The following is a 16,765-nucleotide window of genomic DNA, read 5'->3' as shown; positions in this document are numbered from 1 at the left end:
CGGAGCTGCGAGACGCGGTGCGTCGCCCGCCGGTCGCGTCCGGCAGGTTCGGGAAGCCGCGGAACAGGGGCACTCTCGCCGCCGAGCTGCGTGCCCTAGGGCTGCGGGCGGGGGACACCGTCGTGGTGCATGCCTCCCTGCGCGCTCTGGGGCCGGTGACGGGCGGCGCGGACACGGTCGTGGACGCGCTGCGGGATGTGCTCGGCCCGGCCGGCACGCTGGTGGCGTACGCCCAGACACCGGACAACTCCGATCCGGCCCGCTGGCACCTCACCCGCGGGTACGCCGTGCCGGAGGAACACTGGGCCGGGCTGCGGGCCCGGCTGCCCGCGTTCGACCCGTCGCGCACCCCCAGCTTCGGTGTGGGGGTCCTGCCGGAGACGGTGCGGACCCGGCCGGGTGCGCTGCGCAGCGCCCATCCCCAGAGTTCCTTCGTGGCCCTCGGGTCCAGGGCCCGCCACGTCACCGAGGAACACGCGCCCGACTGTCACCTGGGGGAGCACTCGCCGCTGGCCCGTCTGGAGCGGCTCGGCGCGCGGGTGTTGCTGCTGGGCGTGGGGTACGACGTCTGCACGGCCTTCCATCTCGCGGAGTACCGGGTTCCCGGGCGGCCGCGGCTGTCGTACGCGTGCGTGGTCGCCGACGAGCAGGGCCGACGGGCCTGGTACCACTACGACGACGTCGCCCTCGACGCCTCACCGTTCGCCGAGCTGGGCCGGGCCTACGAGGCCACCGGGGCCGTGACCCGGGGACGGGTCGGCGACGCGGACTGCCGGCTGCTCTCCCTCGCCCCGGCCGTGGCCCACGCGGTCGAGTGGCTCGGCGCCCGCGCCTGACGTCCGGGCGCGGGCTCCGGTTCCTCCGCTGTGCCGCCGTGAGGCAGCCGACAGCACAGGATAAATGACGCATACGGCCCTATTCTGAGACCGTACCCCCCGCGCGTGCGCCGATCAGGAGAAGGTGAGTGCGATGCGCGTACTGCTCAAGGTGTCCATGGACACGGAGAAGGCCAACGAGGCCATCCGCAACGGCACGCTGCCCAAGCTGATCCAGGAGTCCCTGGAACAGATCAAGCCCGAAGCGGCCTACTTCACGTCCGAGAACGGTCAGCGCACCGCCTACCTGGTCTTCGACATGCAGGACAGCTCGCAGATGCCGGTGATCAGCGAGCCGTTCTTCATGAACCTGGGTGCCAAGATCACCTACACGCCGGTGATGAACTACGAGGACGTGCAGAAGGGTCTCTCCCAGCTGGGGCGCTGACCGTCGGCCCGGCACCCCTCAGCTGAAGATGATCATCGACCCCTGCGCCAGACTCCGCGTCGCCGCCGCGTGCAGGCCCAGCCAGACGTGCCGTTCCCGGGAGAAGGGGCTGGGATCGTACGGCGCCGGTACGGCGGGCTCCTCCAACTCCGTGGGCGCGAGCGGGGCCTGCGGGGGCGCCGGAGGGTTGGCAGGGTCGATGCCGAGTGACGGCGCGACGTACTCCAGTTCCCGCAGCAGCGTCTGCGCCGAGCCCAACGGGCCGCCGCCCGCGAGGAGTTCGTCGTTGGACAGCGGGTGCGGAAAGTCCACGGGGACGTACGCGCCCGCGTGGTCGTAGTGCCACACCAGGTGCGACTGCTGGGCCGTGGACTCGAACATCTCCAGCAACTGCTCGTAGTCGCCGCCCAGTTCGTCCACCGGCGTCACCGGTAGTCCGCACACCTGGAGCAGGTAGGCGCGGCGCAGGAAGTGCAGCGCGTCGTAGTCGAAACCGGCGACCGGGGCGACCTCGCCGGACAGGCCCGGCATGTACTGGTACACCGGCACCGGAGGCAGCCCGGCCTCGGCGAGCACCTTGTTGTATTGCGCGAGTTCCTCGGCGAACGGGTTGTCCGGCGTGTGGCACAACACGTCCACGAGCGGCACCAGCCACAGGTCACAGGCCAAAGGTCAGCTCCTCGGATACTCGCAGCGCACGGTGGTCGTCACAGTGTGGTCAGGGCAGGGTAGTCGGTGCGGCACGGAGTGTGCTCCTGTCGTGCAGGTCCCATACCCGTGCCGGCCCCGCTCACCCCGCTGCGAGGCGTTCGATCAGTGCGAGCGCGTCCTGGTTGTAGGCGGCGATGATCGAGCGGGCGGCCGGGGTGTCGTGCCGGGCCAGGGTGTCCACCAGTTCCGTGTGCCCGGACCACAGGCTGCCGCGCAGGTCGGACAGGCGCCGCAGGTGCTGCACCGTGCACACCCAGGACTGCACGCGCAGCCGGTGCAGGAAGTCGGCGAGGTAGGGGTTGCCGAACAGGTTGCTCAACTCGCGCCAGAAGCGCAGGTCGTAGCCGATGAGGACGGTGAGGTCACCGGCGGCGGCGGCGCGCTGCGCCTCCTCGCCGCGGCGGCGGACGCCCGCGACGGCGGCGGCCGTACGGGGGGCGTCGAGATCGCGGTAGACCAGGTGACCCTTGTCGAGCACCTCGAACATGCCGTCGGTGACCAGGCTGCGGGCCTCGATGATGCCCCGGAAGTCGGTGTACGTGTACTCGTGCACCCGGAAGCCCCGGTGCTGGTCCGCCTCGAGCAGCCCCTGCGCGGACAGGTCCACCAGTGCCTCGCGCACCGGTGTCGCGGAGACGCCGTACTGGTCGGCGATCTCCTTCACCGTGAACTCCTGCCCCGGCTGCAGCCGCCCGGCCAGCACCTCGTCGCGAAGCGCGTCGGCGATCTGTTGCCGCAGGGTGCTGCGGGTCACGGCGCCGTTGCCGCTACTGGCGGGCATCGTCGGGGCGTCTCCCTCGTCGCGATCGGGTGGCGTGCACGTATATGTCTACGAGCACGCCACCTTACGCGTTCGAGTTCGCGGCGGCTGTTGTCGAACTGTGGGCAGACTCACGTGCCTCAGGCGCCTGCCCACCACGGCTATTCCGTGAACTCGTCCGCCACCGAGAGGGCCGTGTCCAGCGCCGCCAGCCCCTCCTTCAGCTCCGCCTCACTCACGTTGCACGGCGGCACCACGTGCGTCCGGTTCATGTTGATGAACGGCCACACTCCTCCCGCCTTCAGGGCGGCGCCGAACCTGGCCATCGGCGCGTTCGCCTCGCCGGCCGCGTTGTACGGCACCAGCGGCTCGCGCGTCTCCTGGTTCCTGACCAGGTCGATCGCCCAGAACATGCCGACGCCGCGCACCTCGCCCACCGACGGGTGCCGGTCGGCCAGCTCCCGCAGCGCGGGACCGACGACGTCCGCCCCGAGCCGCGCCGCGTTCTCGACGACGCCCTCCTCGGCCATCACGCCGATCGTCGCGACGGCCGCCGCACACGCCAGCGGGTGCCCCGAGTAGGTCAGCCCGCCCGGGTAGGGCCGCTTGCCGAAGGTCTCCGCGATCGCGCCGGAGACGGCCACGCCGCCGAGCGGCACATACCCGGAGTTCACGCCCTTGGCGAAGGTCATCAGGTCCGGTACGACGTCGAACAGGTCGGCCGCGAACCACTCGCCGGTCCGGCCGAATCCGGCCATGACCTCGTCGAGGACGAAGACGATCCCGTACTTGTCGCAGATCTCGCGAACCCCGGCGAGGTAGCCCGGCGGCGGGACCATGATCCCGGCCGTCCCCGGGATCGTCTCCAGGATGATCGCCGCGACCGTCGCCGGCCCCTCGAAGGCGATCGTCGTCTCCAGGTGTTCCAGGGCGCGCGCGCACTCCTGCTCCTCGGTCTCCGCGTAGAAGCGGGAGCGGTACAGGAAGGGCGCCCAGAAGTGCACGACCCCGGCCGCGGCGCCGTCGGAGGCCCAGCGGCGCGGGTCACCGGTGAGGTTGATCGCCTGCTGGGTGCCGCCGTGGTACGAGCGGTACGCCGACAGCACCTTCGGCCGCCCGGTGTGCAGCCGGGCCATGCGCACGGCGTGCTCCACCGCGTCCGCCCCGCCGTTGGTGAAGAAGATCTTGTCCAGGTCGCCGGGCGTCCGCTCGGCGATCAGCCGGGCCGCCTCCGAACGCGCCTCGATCGCGAAGGCGGGAGCGAACGTGGACAGGGTCGCGGCCTGCTCCTGTATCGCGGCGACGACCTTGGGGTGCTGGTAGCCGATGTTGGTGTAGACGAGACCGCTGGTGAAGTCGAGGTACCGGTTGCCGTCGTAGTCCCAGAAGTACGACCCCTCCGCGCCGGCCACGGCGAGCGGGTCGATGAGCTCCTGCGCGGACCAGGAGTGGAACACGTGCGCACGGTCCGCGGCCTTCACGGCGGCGCCGACCTCGGGGTTTGGCTGAGGGGTCATGGGCCCGAGGGTAAATGTCCGCGATGCGGAAGCGGTATTGGCGTCCTGTCTGTGGACGAGGGCTTTCCGCGACAGGTTGTCGAAGGTCGGTCGCCTGGAGCGGTGCCTATTGACAGCAAGCTGTCGAAATGACAGTGTGTTGTCATCGCAAGGGGCGATCGCAGGACCGAGGAGGCCGCCATGAACCGCAAGCCAGTGCATCTCGCCGTGTACGACACGCTCGCCGACTGGGAGACGGGATACGCGACGGCGCATCTCGCCCGCGCCGGATACGAGATCCGCACGGTCGGTCCCACCGCGGCGCCGGTGACGTCGGTGGGCGGGCTGCGCGTCCAGCCCTCGTCCGCGCTGGAGGACCTGCGACCGCAGGACAGCGCGATGCTGATCCTGCCGGGCGCCGACCTCTGGGACACGACGGACGACCTCGCCCCCTTCGCCCGCACGGCCCGCGCGTTCCTGGACGCCGGTGTGCCCGTCGCCGCGATCTGCGGGGCCACCGCGGGACTGGCCCGCGAGGGACTGCTCGACGAGCGCGACCACACCAGCGCGATCTCCTTCTACCTGGCCGCCACCGGATACGCCGGCGGCGGGCGGTACGTCGAGGCGGACGCGGTGAGCGACCGCGGCCTGGTCACCGCGGGACCGACCGAACCCGTCGCCTTCGCCCGCGAGATCCTCGGGCTGCTCGGGGTGTACGAGGGCGACGTGCTCGACGCCTGGTACCGGCTGTTCCACGACTCCGACGTCGAGGCCTACGCCGTCCTGGAGAAGGCGGGGGCGCTGTGAGCCGGGAGCGGCAGGATCTGCTCAGCCGCAGCGCGCTCGGCGTCTTCCGGCTCAACGGCCAGTTCCTCGCCGTGGCGGAGGAGCTGGCACGGCCCGCCGGGCTCACCGCCGCCTGGTGGCAGGTGCTCGGCGCGGTGCTCGGCGAACCGCTGCCCGTCTCCGGCATCGCCCGGGCGATGGGCATCACCCGGCAGAGCGTGCAGCGCATCGCCGACCTGCTGGTGGACAAGGGGCTCGCGGAGTACCGGCCCAACCCGGCGCACCGGCGCGCGAAGCTCCTGGCGCCCACCGAGGAGGGGCTCGCGGCGGTGTCCCGGATCGACCCGGGGCACGCCGCCTTCGCCGACCGGCTGGCCGCCGCCTACGGCGACGACGCCGGGTTCTCGGACGCCGTACGCGTGCTGGAACGGCTGTCGAAGGCACTCGAACAGATCGGCCCGCCTGTTACGGAACCGTAGACAACGCCCAGCTCACCGGCGGGTGGGGCCGCACTATCCTCGGTCTGTTGCTCAGGGGCGGGGCGGGGGAAGGCGGCGCGACGATGGAGAAACTGGGGCCCGGGGATCCACCACGGATCGGTGCGTACCGGCTGTTGGCGCGGCTCGGCGCCGGTGGGATGGGCCAGGTGTATCTGGCCCGCTCCGACCGGGGGCGCACGGTCGCCGTCAAGCTCGTACGGGAGGAACTGGCCGCCCAGGACGAGTTCCGGGCGCGGTTCCGGCAGGAGGTGCAGGCAGCCCGACAGGTCGGCGGGTACTGGACGGCGCCCGTGCTGGACGCCGACACCGAGGCGGCCGTGCCCTGGGTGGCCACCGGATACGTCGCCGGGCCGAGCCTCCAGCAGGTCGTCGGTCACGACCACGGGGCGCTGCCCGAACGCACGGTACGCATCCTGGCGGCCGGCCTCGCGCACGCGCTGAAGGACGTGCACGCCGCGGGGATCGTCCACCGCGACCTCAAGCCGTCCAACGTGCTGGTGACCATCGACGGTCCGCGGGTCATCGACTTCGGCATCGCACGGGCGCTGGAGACGGTCACCGACGGGGGACTGACCCGCACCGGCGCGCTCGTCGGCTCACCGGGGTTCATGGCGCCCGAGCAGGTGCGGGGTGACCGGATCACCCCGGCCTGCGACGTCTTCTGCCTCGGCTCGGTGCTGGCCTACGCCGCGACCGGCAAGCTCCCCTTCGGCACCGCCAACAGCGGTGTGCACGCCCTGATGTTCCGCATCGCCCAGGAGGAACCCGACCTGGAGGGCGTCCCCGAGGGCATCGCCGACCTCGTCCGCACCTGCCTGAAGAAGGACCCGGGGTCCCGTCCGACGCTGGACCGGATCCTGGAGCGCACGGGCGCTCAGGACACGGTCTCCGGCGGCCGGGCCCTGGACCCGTGGCTGCCGAGCGCGTTGGTGGCCCAACTGGGGCGGCACGCGGTGCGGTTGCTGGACGCGGAGGATCCGGAGGGGGCGGGGGACGGCGGCGGATCCGGTGCTGCTGTCGGCGGTGGTGCCGCCGGTGCTGCCGTCGGCGGTGGTGCCGCGTCCGGCGAGGGCGACGGCGTGGATACCGGCGCCGTGGCCGGTGCGGGGGCCGCGGCCGGGGCCGGCCCGGGTGTTGGTTCCGCGCCCCACCCCGCCTCCGGTGCCGGTGCGGGGCCCGCTGCCGAGGTGCCTCCCGAGCACGCGGCCGTCGCCGACGGCTCGCCCCCGCCCCCGGCGGTGAGCCCGGCATCCGATCGCGCCCCGCACCAGGCCTCGAACCCGCACCAGGCCTCGAACCCGCACGAGGCCGGAACCCGGCCCCAGGCGGGCTCCGCGCATCAGACCCCCGCACCGGCCCAGGCCCCCGCCACGCCCCCCGGCCCGCCCGCGCCGCGGCAGCCCGGCAGCGGTGAGCGCCTGGACCACCTGCCCACCGTCGCCGCGGGCCAGGGAGTCCGGACGCCCCCGCCGGGCACCCCGGGCGCTCCGCCCGCCGCCGGTTCCTTCGGGAACTCCACCCCGGCCGGCCCCGCCCCCTCCCACCCGGCCTACGGCTACCCGCAGCAGCACCCGAACCCGGCCGCCCCGCCCCCGGCGTACGGTCACCCCCAGCAGCCCGGCGCCCCGGGCAACTGGGCGGCCGTCCCCGGGGCCTGGTCCGGAGCGCCCGGAGCGCCGGGCACCCCGTCGCCGTACAACCAGTACGGCGGCCTGGGCCAGACCCCGCCCTACGGGCCGCCCCCGGCCACCCACATCCCGCCCCAGGCCCCCAGGCGCGACTCCCGCTCCACCGCCGTGCTCGTCCTGGTCGCCCTGGTCGTCGCGCTCGCGGCCGGCGGCTCGGTCTACGCGCTGATGAACGGTGACGGGGACGACCAGGCGGGCGGTGACCCCACCCCTTCCGTGACGGCTCCGACGACCCCCGGCGAGAGCACGCCCGAACAGCGGACGTCACCGGCCCCTTCGCAGTCGGCGACCTCCAGCCCGGCGACGGACGGCGCGGTCCCGGCCGGCTACCTCGGCACCTGGAGCACGACGATCGACAACGCCGACGGCCTGCACACCCGCGAACTGACCATCCAGCAGGGCGAGAAGGGCGACACGGTGCTGTCCCTCGTCGCCGACGGCCCCACCGCGAACGGCACCTACCACTGTGTCTTCCAGGCGGACCTGGTCGAAGCGTCCGGCGCCGAGGGGCCGTTGCGGGTCGGCCCGTCGACGGTCACCAGCGGTGAGCCGCGCTCGTCCTGTTCCCCGGGCGCGGCGACCGAGATCACCCTGCTGCCGGACGGCACCCTCGAACGCGTCAACACCGACACGAGCGAGAAGCTGACGTACACCAGGCAGTGACCGAACCCGAACCCGAACCCGCCCTCGTCGTCGGCCCGTCGAAGCGAGGCCGGCGCGAGGGGTGGCCGGCGCGAGGGTGCCCGGTCACCTCACGCGCGGCGGCCCGTCATCCCGGCTCGGCCGGCGGCCCTCAGCGCGGCTCCGGCGGGCGCTGCCGCGGCATGTTGGGGCGGGTGCCGGGGCCCGGCGGGAGCGGGAAACGGCCCTGGGAGGCCCCCGAATCCGTCCGCTGGGGAACGGTCACCGCCGACTGGATGCCGAGGGGGGCCGCGCCGGTGCGGAACTCGACCATCCAGTCGGCCGTCTCCGTGCGGACCAGCTCGGTCACGTCCTCCGAGAAGCGGCGCAGTACGGCCAGGCACCGGTCGGCGGCCTCGCCCGCCGTGCCCTCCGTCGGCCCGAGCACCTCGCGGACGCTCTCGGAGGCCCAGTCGAACTGGAGGACCTGGAGCCGTCGCTGCACGGCCTGGGCCGTGGCCACGTCCCTTATCCAGCCGGACGTCACACCGAAGTAGCGGTCCCCGGCCACACACGCCACCCCCAGCAGCAGCGCGAGGTAGCCCCAGGGCGCGACCCCGCCCACCACCCCCGTCATGTCCAGCAACGGCAGCGCCGCCCCGGCCACCGCCCCGGCCGCCGCCCCCGCCCGCAGCGCCCGCGCCCCGCGCCGCTTCCACACCCGGTCCGCGAGATACCAGGCCGCCGTCTCCAGCGCCCCCTGCTCCACCCACCGGTACAGCTCGTCCAGCCGCAGCGCGGGCTCCCCCCAGTCGCCCAGCGGGAACGTCCGCCCGGTCAGATCGCCCGGCCGGAGCCCGGCCGCCCTCTCTTCCCGTCCGTCCTGAGGCGGACCCTCGGGCTGCATCTCCGGCTGACCCACCCGGCACTCCCTACTGATCCCGACCGATCACGTTGCGTGACTCACGTGCGTGGCACCGTGACACCGTGACGCCCGGTGCTGATGCGCCGGACCCTTCCTACCGCCCAATGGGTGGCGAAGCAGTGCCTTTCGCCTCTTTTCCGTCCGGAAGAGGGCCTTGATCAGGTATAGGATTCCCGGCCCACTCACTCGAAAGAGTGCTGGGGCGATGCCTGGGCTGAGCACGTAGGCTCGTGCTGAACGGGAAAACCCGTACCGACCAAGGAGAGCTGATCGTGATCCCCGGTGGTGGCCAGCCCAACATGCAGCAGCTGCTGCAGCAGGCCCAGAAGATGCAGCAGGACCTGGCGAACGCCCAGGAGGAACTCGCCAGGACCGAGGTCGACGGACAGGCGGGCGGCGGCCTGGTCACCGCGACGGTCACCGGTGCCGGTGAACTGCGTGCCCTCAAGATCGACCCCAAGGCGGTGGATCCGGAGGACACCGACACCCTCGCCGACCTGATCGTGGCGGCCGTCCAGGCGGCCAACGAGAACGCGCAGACCCTCCAGCAGCAGAAGCTCGGACCGCTGGCCCAGGGCCTCGGCGGCGGCAGCGGGATTCCCGGCCTGCCGTTCTGATCCTCGGCCCGCCCTTCTACGCGGGGCATCGGCCAACTACCGTACGTACAGAAGGATCCTCGGCAAGCACGGAAGGACGGGCAGTCCGTTGTACGAAGGCGTGGTCCAGGACCTCATCGACGAGCTGGGGCGACTGCCCGGCGTCGGTCCCAAGAGCGCGCAGCGGATCGCCTTCCACATCCTGCAGGCGGAACCGGCGGACGTACGCCGGCTCGCGCAGTGCCTGATGGAGGTCAAGGCGAAGGTCCGCTTCTGCGCGACCTGCGGCAACGTCGCGCAGGAGGAGCTGTGCAACATCTGCCGCGACACCCGCCGCGACCTGTCCGTCATCTGCGTGGTCGAGGAGCCGAAGGACGTCGTCGCGATCGAGCGCACCCGTGAGTTCCGGGGCAAGTACCACGTCCTCGGTGGCGCGATCAGCCCGATCGAGGGCGTGGGGCCGGACGACCTGCGGATCAGGGAACTCCTGGCCCGTCTGGCCGACGGCACGGTCACGGAGCTGATCCTGGCGACGGACCCGAATCTCGAAGGCGAGGCGACGGCCACCTACCTCGCCCGCATGATCAAGCCCATGGGCCTCAAGGTCACCCGCCTGGCCAGCGGCCTCCCGGTGGGCGGAGACCTGGAATACGCGGACGAGGTCACCCTCGGCCGCGCCTTCGAGGGGAGACGACTCCTAGATGTCTGACGCCACGCTGCACGCGACCAGCCAGAACCCCGACGACTTCGCGGTCCAGATCGCGGACCAGGTCGAGAGCTTCCTGGTGGCCGTCACGGAGGTAGCGAAGGGCGACGAGCCGGACTCGGCGGTTCCCTTCCTGCTCCTGGAGGTCTCCCAGCTGCTCCTGGCCGGCGGCCGCCTCGGCGCCCACGAGGACATCGTCCCCGACGAGCGCTACGAGCCGGACCTGGGCCCGGAGGGCGACGTCGACGACCTCCGCGAGAACCTCGCGCGTCTCCTGGAGCCGATCGACGTCTACTCCGAGGTCTTCGACCCCTACGAGCCCCGTAAGGCACCGGTCCCGGCCCGTATCTCCGACGACCTCACCGACGTCATCACCGACCTCCGCCACGGCATGGCCCACTACCGGGCCGGCCGTACCTCGGAGGCCCTGTGGTGGTGGCAGTTCTCCTACTTCTCCAACTGGGGCTCCACCGCCTCGGCGGCCCTGCGCGCCCTCCAGTCCGTGGTGGCCCACGTCCGCCTCAACCAGCCGCTGGAGGAACTGGACGGCCTCGACACGGACCAGGAGATCGGCGACGAGACCCTGGAGTTCGAGGCGGGCCGAGTGATGGCGCAGGAGATCGGGGAGCCGCTGGGAGTCCGGCCGGTGAAGTAGCCGTCTCCGGATACGCGTGGTGTCGGCGCGGGTACGCCGGGTGGCTTTCGGGCAGGCGCACCGCACTCTCCGCCCGCCGCCCGCGGCGCGTACGGCGTGGAAGTTCCGTGGATCGAGCAGCAGGGCCTCGCCGACGGCGGGCCTGATCTCGACTCGAACGGGTCGTACGGCAGGTCCAGTTGCTGGCAGGCCAACCGCCAGGCCTCCACGGCGGGCCAGTAGCTGTCGGCGACGCCGCCGTTCTCGCGGTGGTCGCCGACACCGACGCCGAAGCGCGACACCGGCGGGTGCACGCGCTGTCTGCCGTAGGACTCGAAGGGGCGGTTCTGCGGGTTCGCGGTTGAAGGCGGGGGCGGTGACGACGGAGAAGTGGGGATCGTGCGGTACGGCGTGTCGGTGAGCCGACAAGCCGGCGAGGTGCTGCCTGCCAGGGCCGATGGTGTAGCGCGCTACACCCCCGCTTCGGGAGAGCACTCCCTCGTGAAGGGCCCGGCGAAACGGAATCGTTGATCTCGCCAGGCAAGCCGGCAAAGCAAACGCCCTCACCGAAGGAAATCGCCATGAAGACGCTGCTCTCCGCCAAGCCCGTCCTGTGGTTCCTGTTCCTGTTCAACCTCGCCGTCGCCGCCCTCGCGCCGTTCGTCGTGGACGGGACGCAGGGCGTCATGACCGCCGTGGGTATGGGCGTGGTGGCCCTCGGGGCCGGGGTCGGCCTGCTGCGGAGCCGACAGCCGGGCAGCGTGTGACCGAGTCGGCACGGTAAGTGAGTTGGACGAGTCCTGTCTCTGCCCTGTATCTCGCCTGCACAGGGCCTAACCAGTGAAAAGCGAGTCTGGAGTCACTCCACACCGCACAGCACGCGGAGGGAGACGGACCCACCTCCGACCGCACTGGAGACAGCGATGACCCGTCGTTCCATGACCAAGCGCGCAGCCGTCGTGACCGCCACCGCCCTGGTCGCCGTCGGAACCGTCACCGCCGGGGTCGGCTTGGCCGGCCCCGAGGCCCCGGCCAAGCCGACGAAGAAGCAGGTCGCCTCACTCTTCGACAGCTGGAACGCGGCCCTGCAGACCGGTGACCCGGACAAGGTGGCGGACCTGTACGCGAAGGACGCGGTTCTCCTGCCCACCGTCTCCGACAAGGTCCGTAGCGACCGCGCCGGGATCGTCGACTACTTCGACCACTTCCTGCAGAACAAGCCGGTCGGCAAGAAGGTCCAGACGATCGTCAAGGTCCTCGACGGCAACTCCGTGGTCGACACCGGCGTCTACGAGTTCACGCTCACCGACCACGAGAGCGGCGAGAAGAGAGTCGTCAAGGCCCGCTACACGTACGCGTACGAGAAGCGGGACGGCGAGTGGCTGATCGTCAACCACCACTCCTCGGCGATGCCCGAGAGGTGAGCGTCAGCCGTTCCGCGCCGCGCCCCGCAGGTGGATCTCCACACCCAGCCCGCCGCCGGGGGCGTCCCGGAGCGTCACGGTCCCGCCGTCGTCCGTCACCAGCTGCTTGACGACGGCGAGGCCGAGCCCGGAGCCGGCGCGGCCGGTCAGACCCTGACCGCGCCAGAAGCGGTCGAAGGCGCGGGACTTCTCCGCGTCCGACATGCCGGGCCCCTCGTCGAGCACCGACAGCACCACTTCGTCGCCCCGCGTCCGCACCTGGACGGTGATCGTGCCGCCGTCCGGTGACACCTCGAGGGCGTTCGAGAGCACGTTGTCCAGCACCTGGTCCAGATGACCGGGGCTGGTCAGCACCAGCAGCCGGCCGTCGATACTCCCCCCGAGCGCGACGGTGACTCCGCGCTCATCGGCGGCCGGCCTCCACACCGTCAGGCGCTCGTCCACGATGTCCCGCAGGGACAGCGGCTCCGCCGCCGTGACCTTCGCCTCGGCCCGCGCCAGCACCAGCAGTCCGTTGACCAGCCGGCTCATCCGCACCACTTCGGCGGTGGCCTGTTCCACGTCCTCCCGCACGAAGTCGTCGTCCACGCCGTCCGCGATGTTGTCCAGCGACAGGCGAAGTGCCGTGAGCGGGGTGCGGAGTTGGTGCGAGGCGTCCGCCACGAAGATCCGTTGCGAGGCGACCAGCGTGTCCAGGCGTTCGGCACCCTGGTTGAGGGTGCGGGCCAGCGTCTGGGTCTCCGGCGGACCCGTCACCGGCGACCGCGCGGTCAGGTCGCCGTCGCTGAACTTGCTGGCCATGTCGTTGAGTTCGCGCAGCGGAGCGGTGATCCGGCGGGCGGCGAACGAGCCGATCGCGGCCGCCGCCGCCAGGACGAGCACGGCGAGGCCCGCCCGGAAGCCCCAGATCTGCCAGAGCCTGGCCGTCATGTCCGAGGTCGAGTAGACGATCCGTACGGCGCCGACGACCGGCCCCTTGCCGGACTCCCCGTCGGCGGCCCGCTCGTGCGCCGGAACGGTGACGACCAGGTGCCTGCCCCAGATGAAGTCGGCGCCCCAGTCGGGCCCGGGTTTGCCGCCCTCCAGGGCCCGGGTCAGGGCCGCGTCCCGCGCCGGCCGGGGAAGGTCCGGCGCGCAGCCACGGGCCGGGGTCGCCTGGACCCTGCCGGGCGTCTCGACGCCGTAGGCCTCGGCCATCTGTTCCAGGGCGTCGCAGGAGGTGCGCTCCCCGTCGCCCAGCAGCAGCGCCATGGTCTTGGCCTCACGCAGGACGGACACCGCGGTGTCGTCCCGCAGCTGCTTGGTGAGGGTGAAGGCCACCGGCACGGTGAACAGGAAGATCGCCACCGCGACGAGCAGGATGTAGCTGCGGATGAGCTGGCGGTTCATGAGGCGCCGTGACCGCTCTCGCCGTCCGCGATCTCCAGCCGGAAGCCGACCCCCCGGACCGCCTCGATCGTGATCGCGCCCCGCAGCTTCCGCCGCAGCGCAGCCACGTGCACGTCCAGGGTCTTCGTCGGCCCGAACCAGTTCGCGTCCCAGACCGCCTCCATGATCTGCTCGCGCGACATCAGCGCGCCCGGCTCCTCGGTGAGGAAGGCCAGCAGGTCGTACTCCTTGGGCGCGAGCGCCACCTCCTCGCCGTCCAGCCGGACCCGGGCCGCCTTGCGGTCGACGGTGAGGCGGCCGCCGTAGCGGTCGGGGCCGGCCGCGGCGGCCTCCGCGCGCGGCTGCGCGCGCCGCATCACGGCTCGTATCCGCGCGATGACCTCGCGGACGCCGAAGGGCTTGGAGACGTAGTCGTCGGCGCCGAGCTCCAGGCCGACCACCCGGTCCGTCTCGTCGCTGCGCGCGCTGATCACGATGATCGGCACGTTCCCGCGCTCCCGCAGCGCCCGGCACACGTCCAGGCCGTCGGTGTCGGGCAGACCGAGGTCGAGGAGTACGACGTCGTAGGGCTCGGGGTGGGCCAGGGCGGCGGCGCCGGTGGTGACCCAGTCGACCTCGAAGCCGTAGCGGGTCAGGCCGCGGCGCAGGGACCGGGCGACGGGCTCATCGTCTTCCACCAGAAGTACGTGCACATCGCGCACCTTAGTGCTTGAAACTTAATTGACAGGCGCGGCCTGTGACGCTTGGCACTTTTCCGCAGGTCTCCGGGTGGGCATGCGCTGACGTGGGCGCCGGAGTCTCAGCATGCGACACCACAGAGGCGAATTTCGGGCGCTCGATAGACTGAGCCGACCGCAGTACATATGCGTATGTGCGGATAGTGACTGAATGAGCGAGGAGCGCACGTGGGCCTTGTCGTGCAGAAGTACGGAGGCTCCTCCGTAGCCGATGCCGAAGGCATCAAGCGCGTCGCCAAGAGAATCGTGGAAGCGAAGAAGAACGGCCACCAGGTGGTCGTGGTCGTTTCCGCGATGGGCGACACGACGGACGAGCTGATCGATCTCGCCGAGCAGGTATCCCCGATGCCGGCCGGGCGTGAGTTCGACATGCTGCTGACCGCCGGAGAGCGGATCTCCATGGCACTGCTGGCCATGGCGATCAAGAACCTGGGCCACGAGGCCCAGAGCTTCACCGGCAGCCAGGCAGGCGTCATCACCGACTCGGTCCACAACAAAGCCCGGATCATCGACGTCACGCCAGGCCGGATCCGTGACTCGGTGGACGAGGGCAACATCGCCATCGTCGCCGGCTTCCAGGGCGTCAGCCAGGACAAGAAGGACATCACCACGCTCGGACGCGGTGGGTCCGACACCACGGCCGTGGCCCTCGCCGCCGCGCTGGACGCCGAGGTCTGCGAGATCTACACCGACGTGGACGGCGTGTTCACCGCCGACCCGCGCGTGGTGAAGAAGGCGAAGAAGATCGACTGGATCTCCTTCGAGGACATGCTGGAGCTCGCGGCCTCCGGCTCCAAGGTGCTGCTCCACCGCTGTGTGGAGTACGCCCGCCGCTACAACATCCCGATCCACGTCCGCTCGTCCTTCAGCGGACTGCAGGGCACGTGGGTCAGCAGTGAGCCACTCGCTCAGAACACGCAGCAGCAAGGGGTCAAGGTGGAGCAGGCCATCATCTCCGGTGTCGCGCACGACACCTCCGAGGCCAAGGTCACGGTCGTCGGTGTGCCGGACAAGCCGGGCGAGGCCGCCGCGATCTTCCGCACGATCTCCAACGCCGAGATCAACATCGACATGATCGTGCAGAACGTGTCCGCCGCCTCCACCGGGCTGACGGACATCTCCTTCACGCTTCCCAAGGCAGAGGGCCGCAAGGCCATCGACGCCCTGGAGAAGAACAAGGAGGGCATCGGCTTCGACTCGCTGCGCTACGACGACCAGATCGGCAAGATCTCCCTCGTCGGCGCCGGCATGAAGACGAACCCGGGTGTCACGGCCGACTTCTTCACGGCCCTGTCCGACGCGGGCGTGAACATCGAGCTGATCTCGACCTCCGAGATCCGCATCTCGGTCGTCACGCGTGCCGACGACGTCAACGAGGCCGTCCGCGCCGTCCACTCGGCCTTCGGACTCGACTCCGACAGCGACGAGGCCGTCGTCTACGGGGGCACCGGCCGCTGATGACCCTGGGTGCCGGGAGAGCCGGCAGGCCGACGCTCGCGGTCGTGGGCGCGACCGGGGCCGTCGGCACGGTCATGCTCCAGATCCTGTCCCAGCACGCGGACATCTGGGGCGAGATCCGCCTGATCGCCTCGCCGCGCTCGGCCGGCCGGAAGCTGACCGTGCGCGGCGAACAGGTCGAGGTGGTGGCCCTGTCGGAGGAGGCCTTCGACGGGGTCCAGGTCGCCATGTTCGACGTGCCCGACGAGGTGTCCGCCCAGTGGGCGCCGATCGCCGCCGCCAAGGGCGTGGTCGTGGTGGACAACTCCGGCGCCTTCCGGATGGACCCGGAGGTGCCGCTGGTCGTGCCCGAGGTCAACGCGCACGCGGCCCGGATGCGGCCGCGCGGCATCATCGCCAACCCGAACTGCACGACCCTCTCCATGATCGTCGCCCTGGGCGCGCTGCACGCCGAGTTCGGGCTGCGCGAGCTGGTCGTCTCCTCCTACCAGGCGGTGAGCGGGGCCGGACGCGCCGGCGTGGAGACACTGCGCCGGCAACTGGCCATGGTCGCCGGCACCGAACTGGGGACGAGCCCCGGTGACGTACGGCGGGCCGTCGGCGACGACACCGGGCCGTTCCCCGAGCCGGTCGCGCTGAACGTCGTGCCGTGGGCCGGGTCGCTGCGCGAGGACGGCTGGTCGTCCGAGGAGATGAAGGTCCGGGACGAGTGCCGCAAGATCCTCGGGCTGTCCCGGCTGCCCGTCGCGGTCACCTGTGTCCGCGTTCCCGTCGTCACCACGCACTCACTGACCGTCCACGCCCGCTTCGAGAGCGAGGTCACCGTGGACAAGGCGCGTGAGATTCTCGCCACGGCCCCCGGGGTCGTCCTCTTCGACAACCCGGCGGCGGGGGAGTTCCCCACGCCGGCCGACGTCGTGGGCACCGACCCGACCTGGGTGGGGCGGGTGCGCCGGGCGCTCGACGACCCGACGGCGCTCGAACTCTTCGTGTGCGGCGACAATCTGCGCAAGGGCTCTGCGCTCAACACCGCGCAGATCGCGGAGCTGGTGGCGGCCGAGTACCGGTGAC

General features: G+C 71.5%; 19 protein-coding genes. 13 read left to right on the top strand and 6 right to left on the bottom strand.

Annotated features, from left to right (window positions below; genetic code table 11):
- Window positions 1–17 precede the first annotated feature (17 nt).
- Both AQJ84_RS44135 and AQJ84_RS15425 read left to right on the top strand, forming a co-directional pair.
- Window positions 18–836, top strand: coding sequence for an aminoglycoside N(3)-acetyltransferase (locus AQJ84_RS44135; RefSeq protein WP_030044936.1), 819 nt, complete (start codon window positions 18–20; stop codon window positions 834–836).
- A gap of 133 nt (window positions 837–969) precedes the next feature.
- Window positions 970–1,263, top strand: coding sequence for a hypothetical protein (locus tag AQJ84_RS15425; RefSeq protein ID WP_030044937.1), 294 nt, complete (start codon window positions 970–972; stop codon window positions 1,261–1,263).
- Between the two features lie 18 nt (window positions 1,264–1,281).
- Here AQJ84_RS15425 and AQJ84_RS15420 read toward each other — a convergent pair whose 3' ends face one another.
- The 3 genes from AQJ84_RS15420 to AQJ84_RS15410 all read right to left on the bottom strand — a co-directional run bounded on the left by AQJ84_RS15420 (window position 1,282) and on the right by AQJ84_RS15410 (window position 4,251).
- On the bottom strand, window positions 1,282–1,932 hold the full coding sequence (locus AQJ84_RS15420) for a hypothetical protein (protein ID WP_030044938.1): 651 nt from the start codon (window positions 1,930–1,932) through the stop codon (window positions 1,282–1,284).
- Window positions 1,933–2,053: 121 nt separating this feature from the next.
- Window positions 2,054–2,755, bottom strand: coding sequence for a GntR family transcriptional regulator (locus AQJ84_RS15415; RefSeq protein WP_053192921.1), 702 nt, complete (start codon window positions 2,753–2,755; stop codon window positions 2,054–2,056).
- Window positions 2,756–2,895: 140 nt separating this feature from the next.
- Window positions 2,896–4,251: an aspartate aminotransferase family protein gene (locus AQJ84_RS15410; RefSeq protein ID WP_030044941.1), complete on the bottom strand. Its 1,356-nt coding sequence runs from the start codon at window positions 4,249–4,251 to the stop codon at window positions 2,896–2,898.
- Between the two features lie 180 nt (window positions 4,252–4,431).
- Here AQJ84_RS15410 and AQJ84_RS15405 point away from each other — a divergent pair, with 180 nt between their 5' ends.
- From AQJ84_RS15405 to AQJ84_RS15395, 3 genes are all read left to right on the top strand, one after another.
- Entirely contained in the window at window positions 4,432–5,037 is a 606-nt protein-coding gene (locus AQJ84_RS15405) for a DJ-1/PfpI family protein (protein ID WP_030044942.1), read from the top strand.
- Window positions 5,034–5,495, top strand: coding sequence for a MarR family winged helix-turn-helix transcriptional regulator (locus AQJ84_RS15400; RefSeq protein ID WP_030044943.1), 462 nt, complete (start codon window positions 5,034–5,036; stop codon window positions 5,493–5,495). Before AQJ84_RS15405 ends, AQJ84_RS15400 begins: the two co-directional genes overlap by 4 nt.
- Window positions 5,496–5,578: 83 nt before the next feature.
- On the top strand, window positions 5,579–7,867 hold the full coding sequence (locus AQJ84_RS15395) for a serine/threonine-protein kinase (protein ID WP_030044944.1): 2,289 nt from the start codon (window positions 5,579–5,581) through the stop codon (window positions 7,865–7,867).
- Window positions 7,868–7,997: 130 nt separating this feature from the next.
- Here AQJ84_RS15395 and AQJ84_RS15390 read toward each other — a convergent pair whose 3' ends face one another.
- On the bottom strand, window positions 7,998–8,747 hold the full coding sequence (locus tag AQJ84_RS15390) for an SLATT domain-containing protein (RefSeq protein WP_053190223.1): 750 nt from the start codon (window positions 8,745–8,747) through the stop codon (window positions 7,998–8,000).
- A gap of 275 nt (window positions 8,748–9,022) precedes the next feature.
- Here AQJ84_RS15390 and AQJ84_RS15385 point away from each other — a divergent pair, with 275 nt between their 5' ends.
- The 6 genes from AQJ84_RS15385 (at window position 9,023) to AQJ84_RS15365 (ending at window position 12,110) form a co-directional block, all read left to right on the top strand.
- Complete coding sequence (locus tag AQJ84_RS15385; RefSeq protein ID WP_030044947.1) at window positions 9,023–9,367, top strand: YbaB/EbfC family nucleoid-associated protein; 345 nt, start codon at window positions 9,023–9,025, stop codon at window positions 9,365–9,367.
- Window positions 9,368–9,455: 88 nt separating this feature from the next.
- Complete coding sequence (gene recR, locus AQJ84_RS15380; protein ID WP_030044948.1) at window positions 9,456–10,055, top strand: recombination mediator RecR; 600 nt, start codon at window positions 9,456–9,458, stop codon at window positions 10,053–10,055.
- A complete protein-coding gene (locus AQJ84_RS15375) occupies window positions 10,048–10,707 on the top strand; it encodes a DUF5063 domain-containing protein (RefSeq protein WP_030044949.1) in 660 nt (219 codons plus the stop codon). The genes recR and AQJ84_RS15375 overlap by 8 nt, the downstream gene beginning before the upstream one ends.
- 96 nt (window positions 10,708–10,803) lie before the next feature.
- Entirely contained in the window at window positions 10,804–10,929 is a 126-nt protein-coding gene (locus AQJ84_RS44730; protein ID WP_259294267.1) for a hypothetical protein, read from the top strand.
- A 338-nt stretch (window positions 10,930–11,267) separates the two neighbouring features.
- Window positions 11,268–11,453 carry a hypothetical protein gene (locus AQJ84_RS15370; protein ID WP_030044950.1) on the top strand — a complete coding sequence of 62 codons (186 nt, stop codon included), beginning with the start codon at window positions 11,268–11,270 and terminating at the stop codon, window positions 11,451–11,453.
- A gap of 156 nt (window positions 11,454–11,609) precedes the next feature.
- Window positions 11,610–12,110, top strand: coding sequence for an SgcJ/EcaC family oxidoreductase (locus AQJ84_RS15365; RefSeq protein ID WP_030044951.1), 501 nt, complete (start codon window positions 11,610–11,612; stop codon window positions 12,108–12,110).
- A 3-nt stretch (window positions 12,111–12,113) separates the two neighbouring features.
- On the opposite strand, the gene AQJ84_RS15360 is transcribed toward AQJ84_RS15365, so the two are convergent.
- Both AQJ84_RS15360 and AQJ84_RS15355 read right to left on the bottom strand, forming a co-directional pair.
- The gene (locus AQJ84_RS15360) at window positions 12,114–13,499 is read right to left on the bottom strand and encodes a sensor histidine kinase (protein ID WP_053190221.1); all 1,386 of its coding nucleotides are present in this window, start codon (window positions 13,497–13,499) and stop codon (window positions 12,114–12,116) included.
- Window positions 13,496–14,191 (bottom strand): response regulator transcription factor, encoded by a 696-nt coding sequence (locus AQJ84_RS15355; RefSeq protein ID WP_053190220.1) that lies wholly within the window; start codon window positions 14,189–14,191, stop codon window positions 13,496–13,498. The genes AQJ84_RS15360 and AQJ84_RS15355 overlap by 4 nt, the downstream gene beginning before the upstream one ends.
- Window positions 14,192–14,404: 213 nt before the next feature.
- On the opposite strand from AQJ84_RS15355, the gene AQJ84_RS15350 reads away from it, so the two are divergent.
- Window positions 14,405–15,694 carry an aspartate kinase gene (locus AQJ84_RS15350; RefSeq protein ID WP_030044957.1) on the top strand — a complete coding sequence of 430 codons (1,290 nt, stop codon included), beginning with the start codon at window positions 14,405–14,407 and terminating at the stop codon, window positions 15,692–15,694.
- Window positions 15,694–16,764, top strand: a complete 1,071-nt coding sequence (locus tag AQJ84_RS15345; RefSeq protein WP_030044958.1) for an aspartate-semialdehyde dehydrogenase — start codon at window positions 15,694–15,696, stop codon at window positions 16,762–16,764. Before AQJ84_RS15350 ends, AQJ84_RS15345 begins: the two co-directional genes overlap by 1 nt.
- Window position 16,765 lies beyond the last annotated feature (1 nt).

The organism is Streptomyces resistomycificus (assembly GCF_001514265.1).
Lineage (GTDB): Bacteria > Actinomycetota > Actinomycetes > Streptomycetales > Streptomycetaceae > Streptomyces > Streptomyces resistomycificus.
The sequence above is the reverse complement of the archived record's forward strand: the minus strand, read 5'-3'. Positions and strand labels throughout refer to the sequence as shown.

What these genes read in the sequence shown, in the direction of transcription:
- AQJ84_RS15425 (WP_030044937.1), top strand. Translation starts at nt 970, where the DNA reads ATGCGCGTACTGCTCAAGGTGTCCATGGACACGGAGAAGGCCAACGAG.
- AQJ84_RS15415 (WP_053192921.1), bottom strand. Translation starts at nt 2,755, where the DNA reads ATGCCCGCCAGTAGCGGCAACGGCGCCGTGACCCGCAGCACCCTGCGG.
- AQJ84_RS15410 (WP_030044941.1), bottom strand. Translation starts at nt 4,251, where the DNA reads ATGACCCCTCAGCCAAACCCCGAGGTCGGCGCCGCCGTGAAGGCCGCG.
- AQJ84_RS15405 (WP_030044942.1), top strand. Translation starts at nt 4,432, where the DNA reads ATGAACCGCAAGCCAGTGCATCTCGCCGTGTACGACACGCTCGCCGAC.
- AQJ84_RS15395 (WP_030044944.1), top strand. Translation starts at nt 5,579, where the DNA reads ATGGAGAAACTGGGGCCCGGGGATCCACCACGGATCGGTGCGTACCGG.
- AQJ84_RS15375 (WP_030044949.1), top strand. Translation starts at nt 10,048, where the DNA reads ATGTCTGACGCCACGCTGCACGCGACCAGCCAGAACCCCGACGACTTC.
- AQJ84_RS15370 (WP_030044950.1), top strand. Translation starts at nt 11,268, where the DNA reads ATGAAGACGCTGCTCTCCGCCAAGCCCGTCCTGTGGTTCCTGTTCCTG.
- AQJ84_RS15365 (WP_030044951.1), top strand. Translation starts at nt 11,610, where the DNA reads ATGACCCGTCGTTCCATGACCAAGCGCGCAGCCGTCGTGACCGCCACC.
- AQJ84_RS15360 (WP_053190221.1), bottom strand. Translation starts at nt 13,499, where the DNA reads ATGAACCGCCAGCTCATCCGCAGCTACATCCTGCTCGTCGCGGTGGCG.
- AQJ84_RS15345 (WP_030044958.1), top strand. Translation starts at nt 15,694, where the DNA reads ATGACCCTGGGTGCCGGGAGAGCCGGCAGGCCGACGCTCGCGGTCGTG.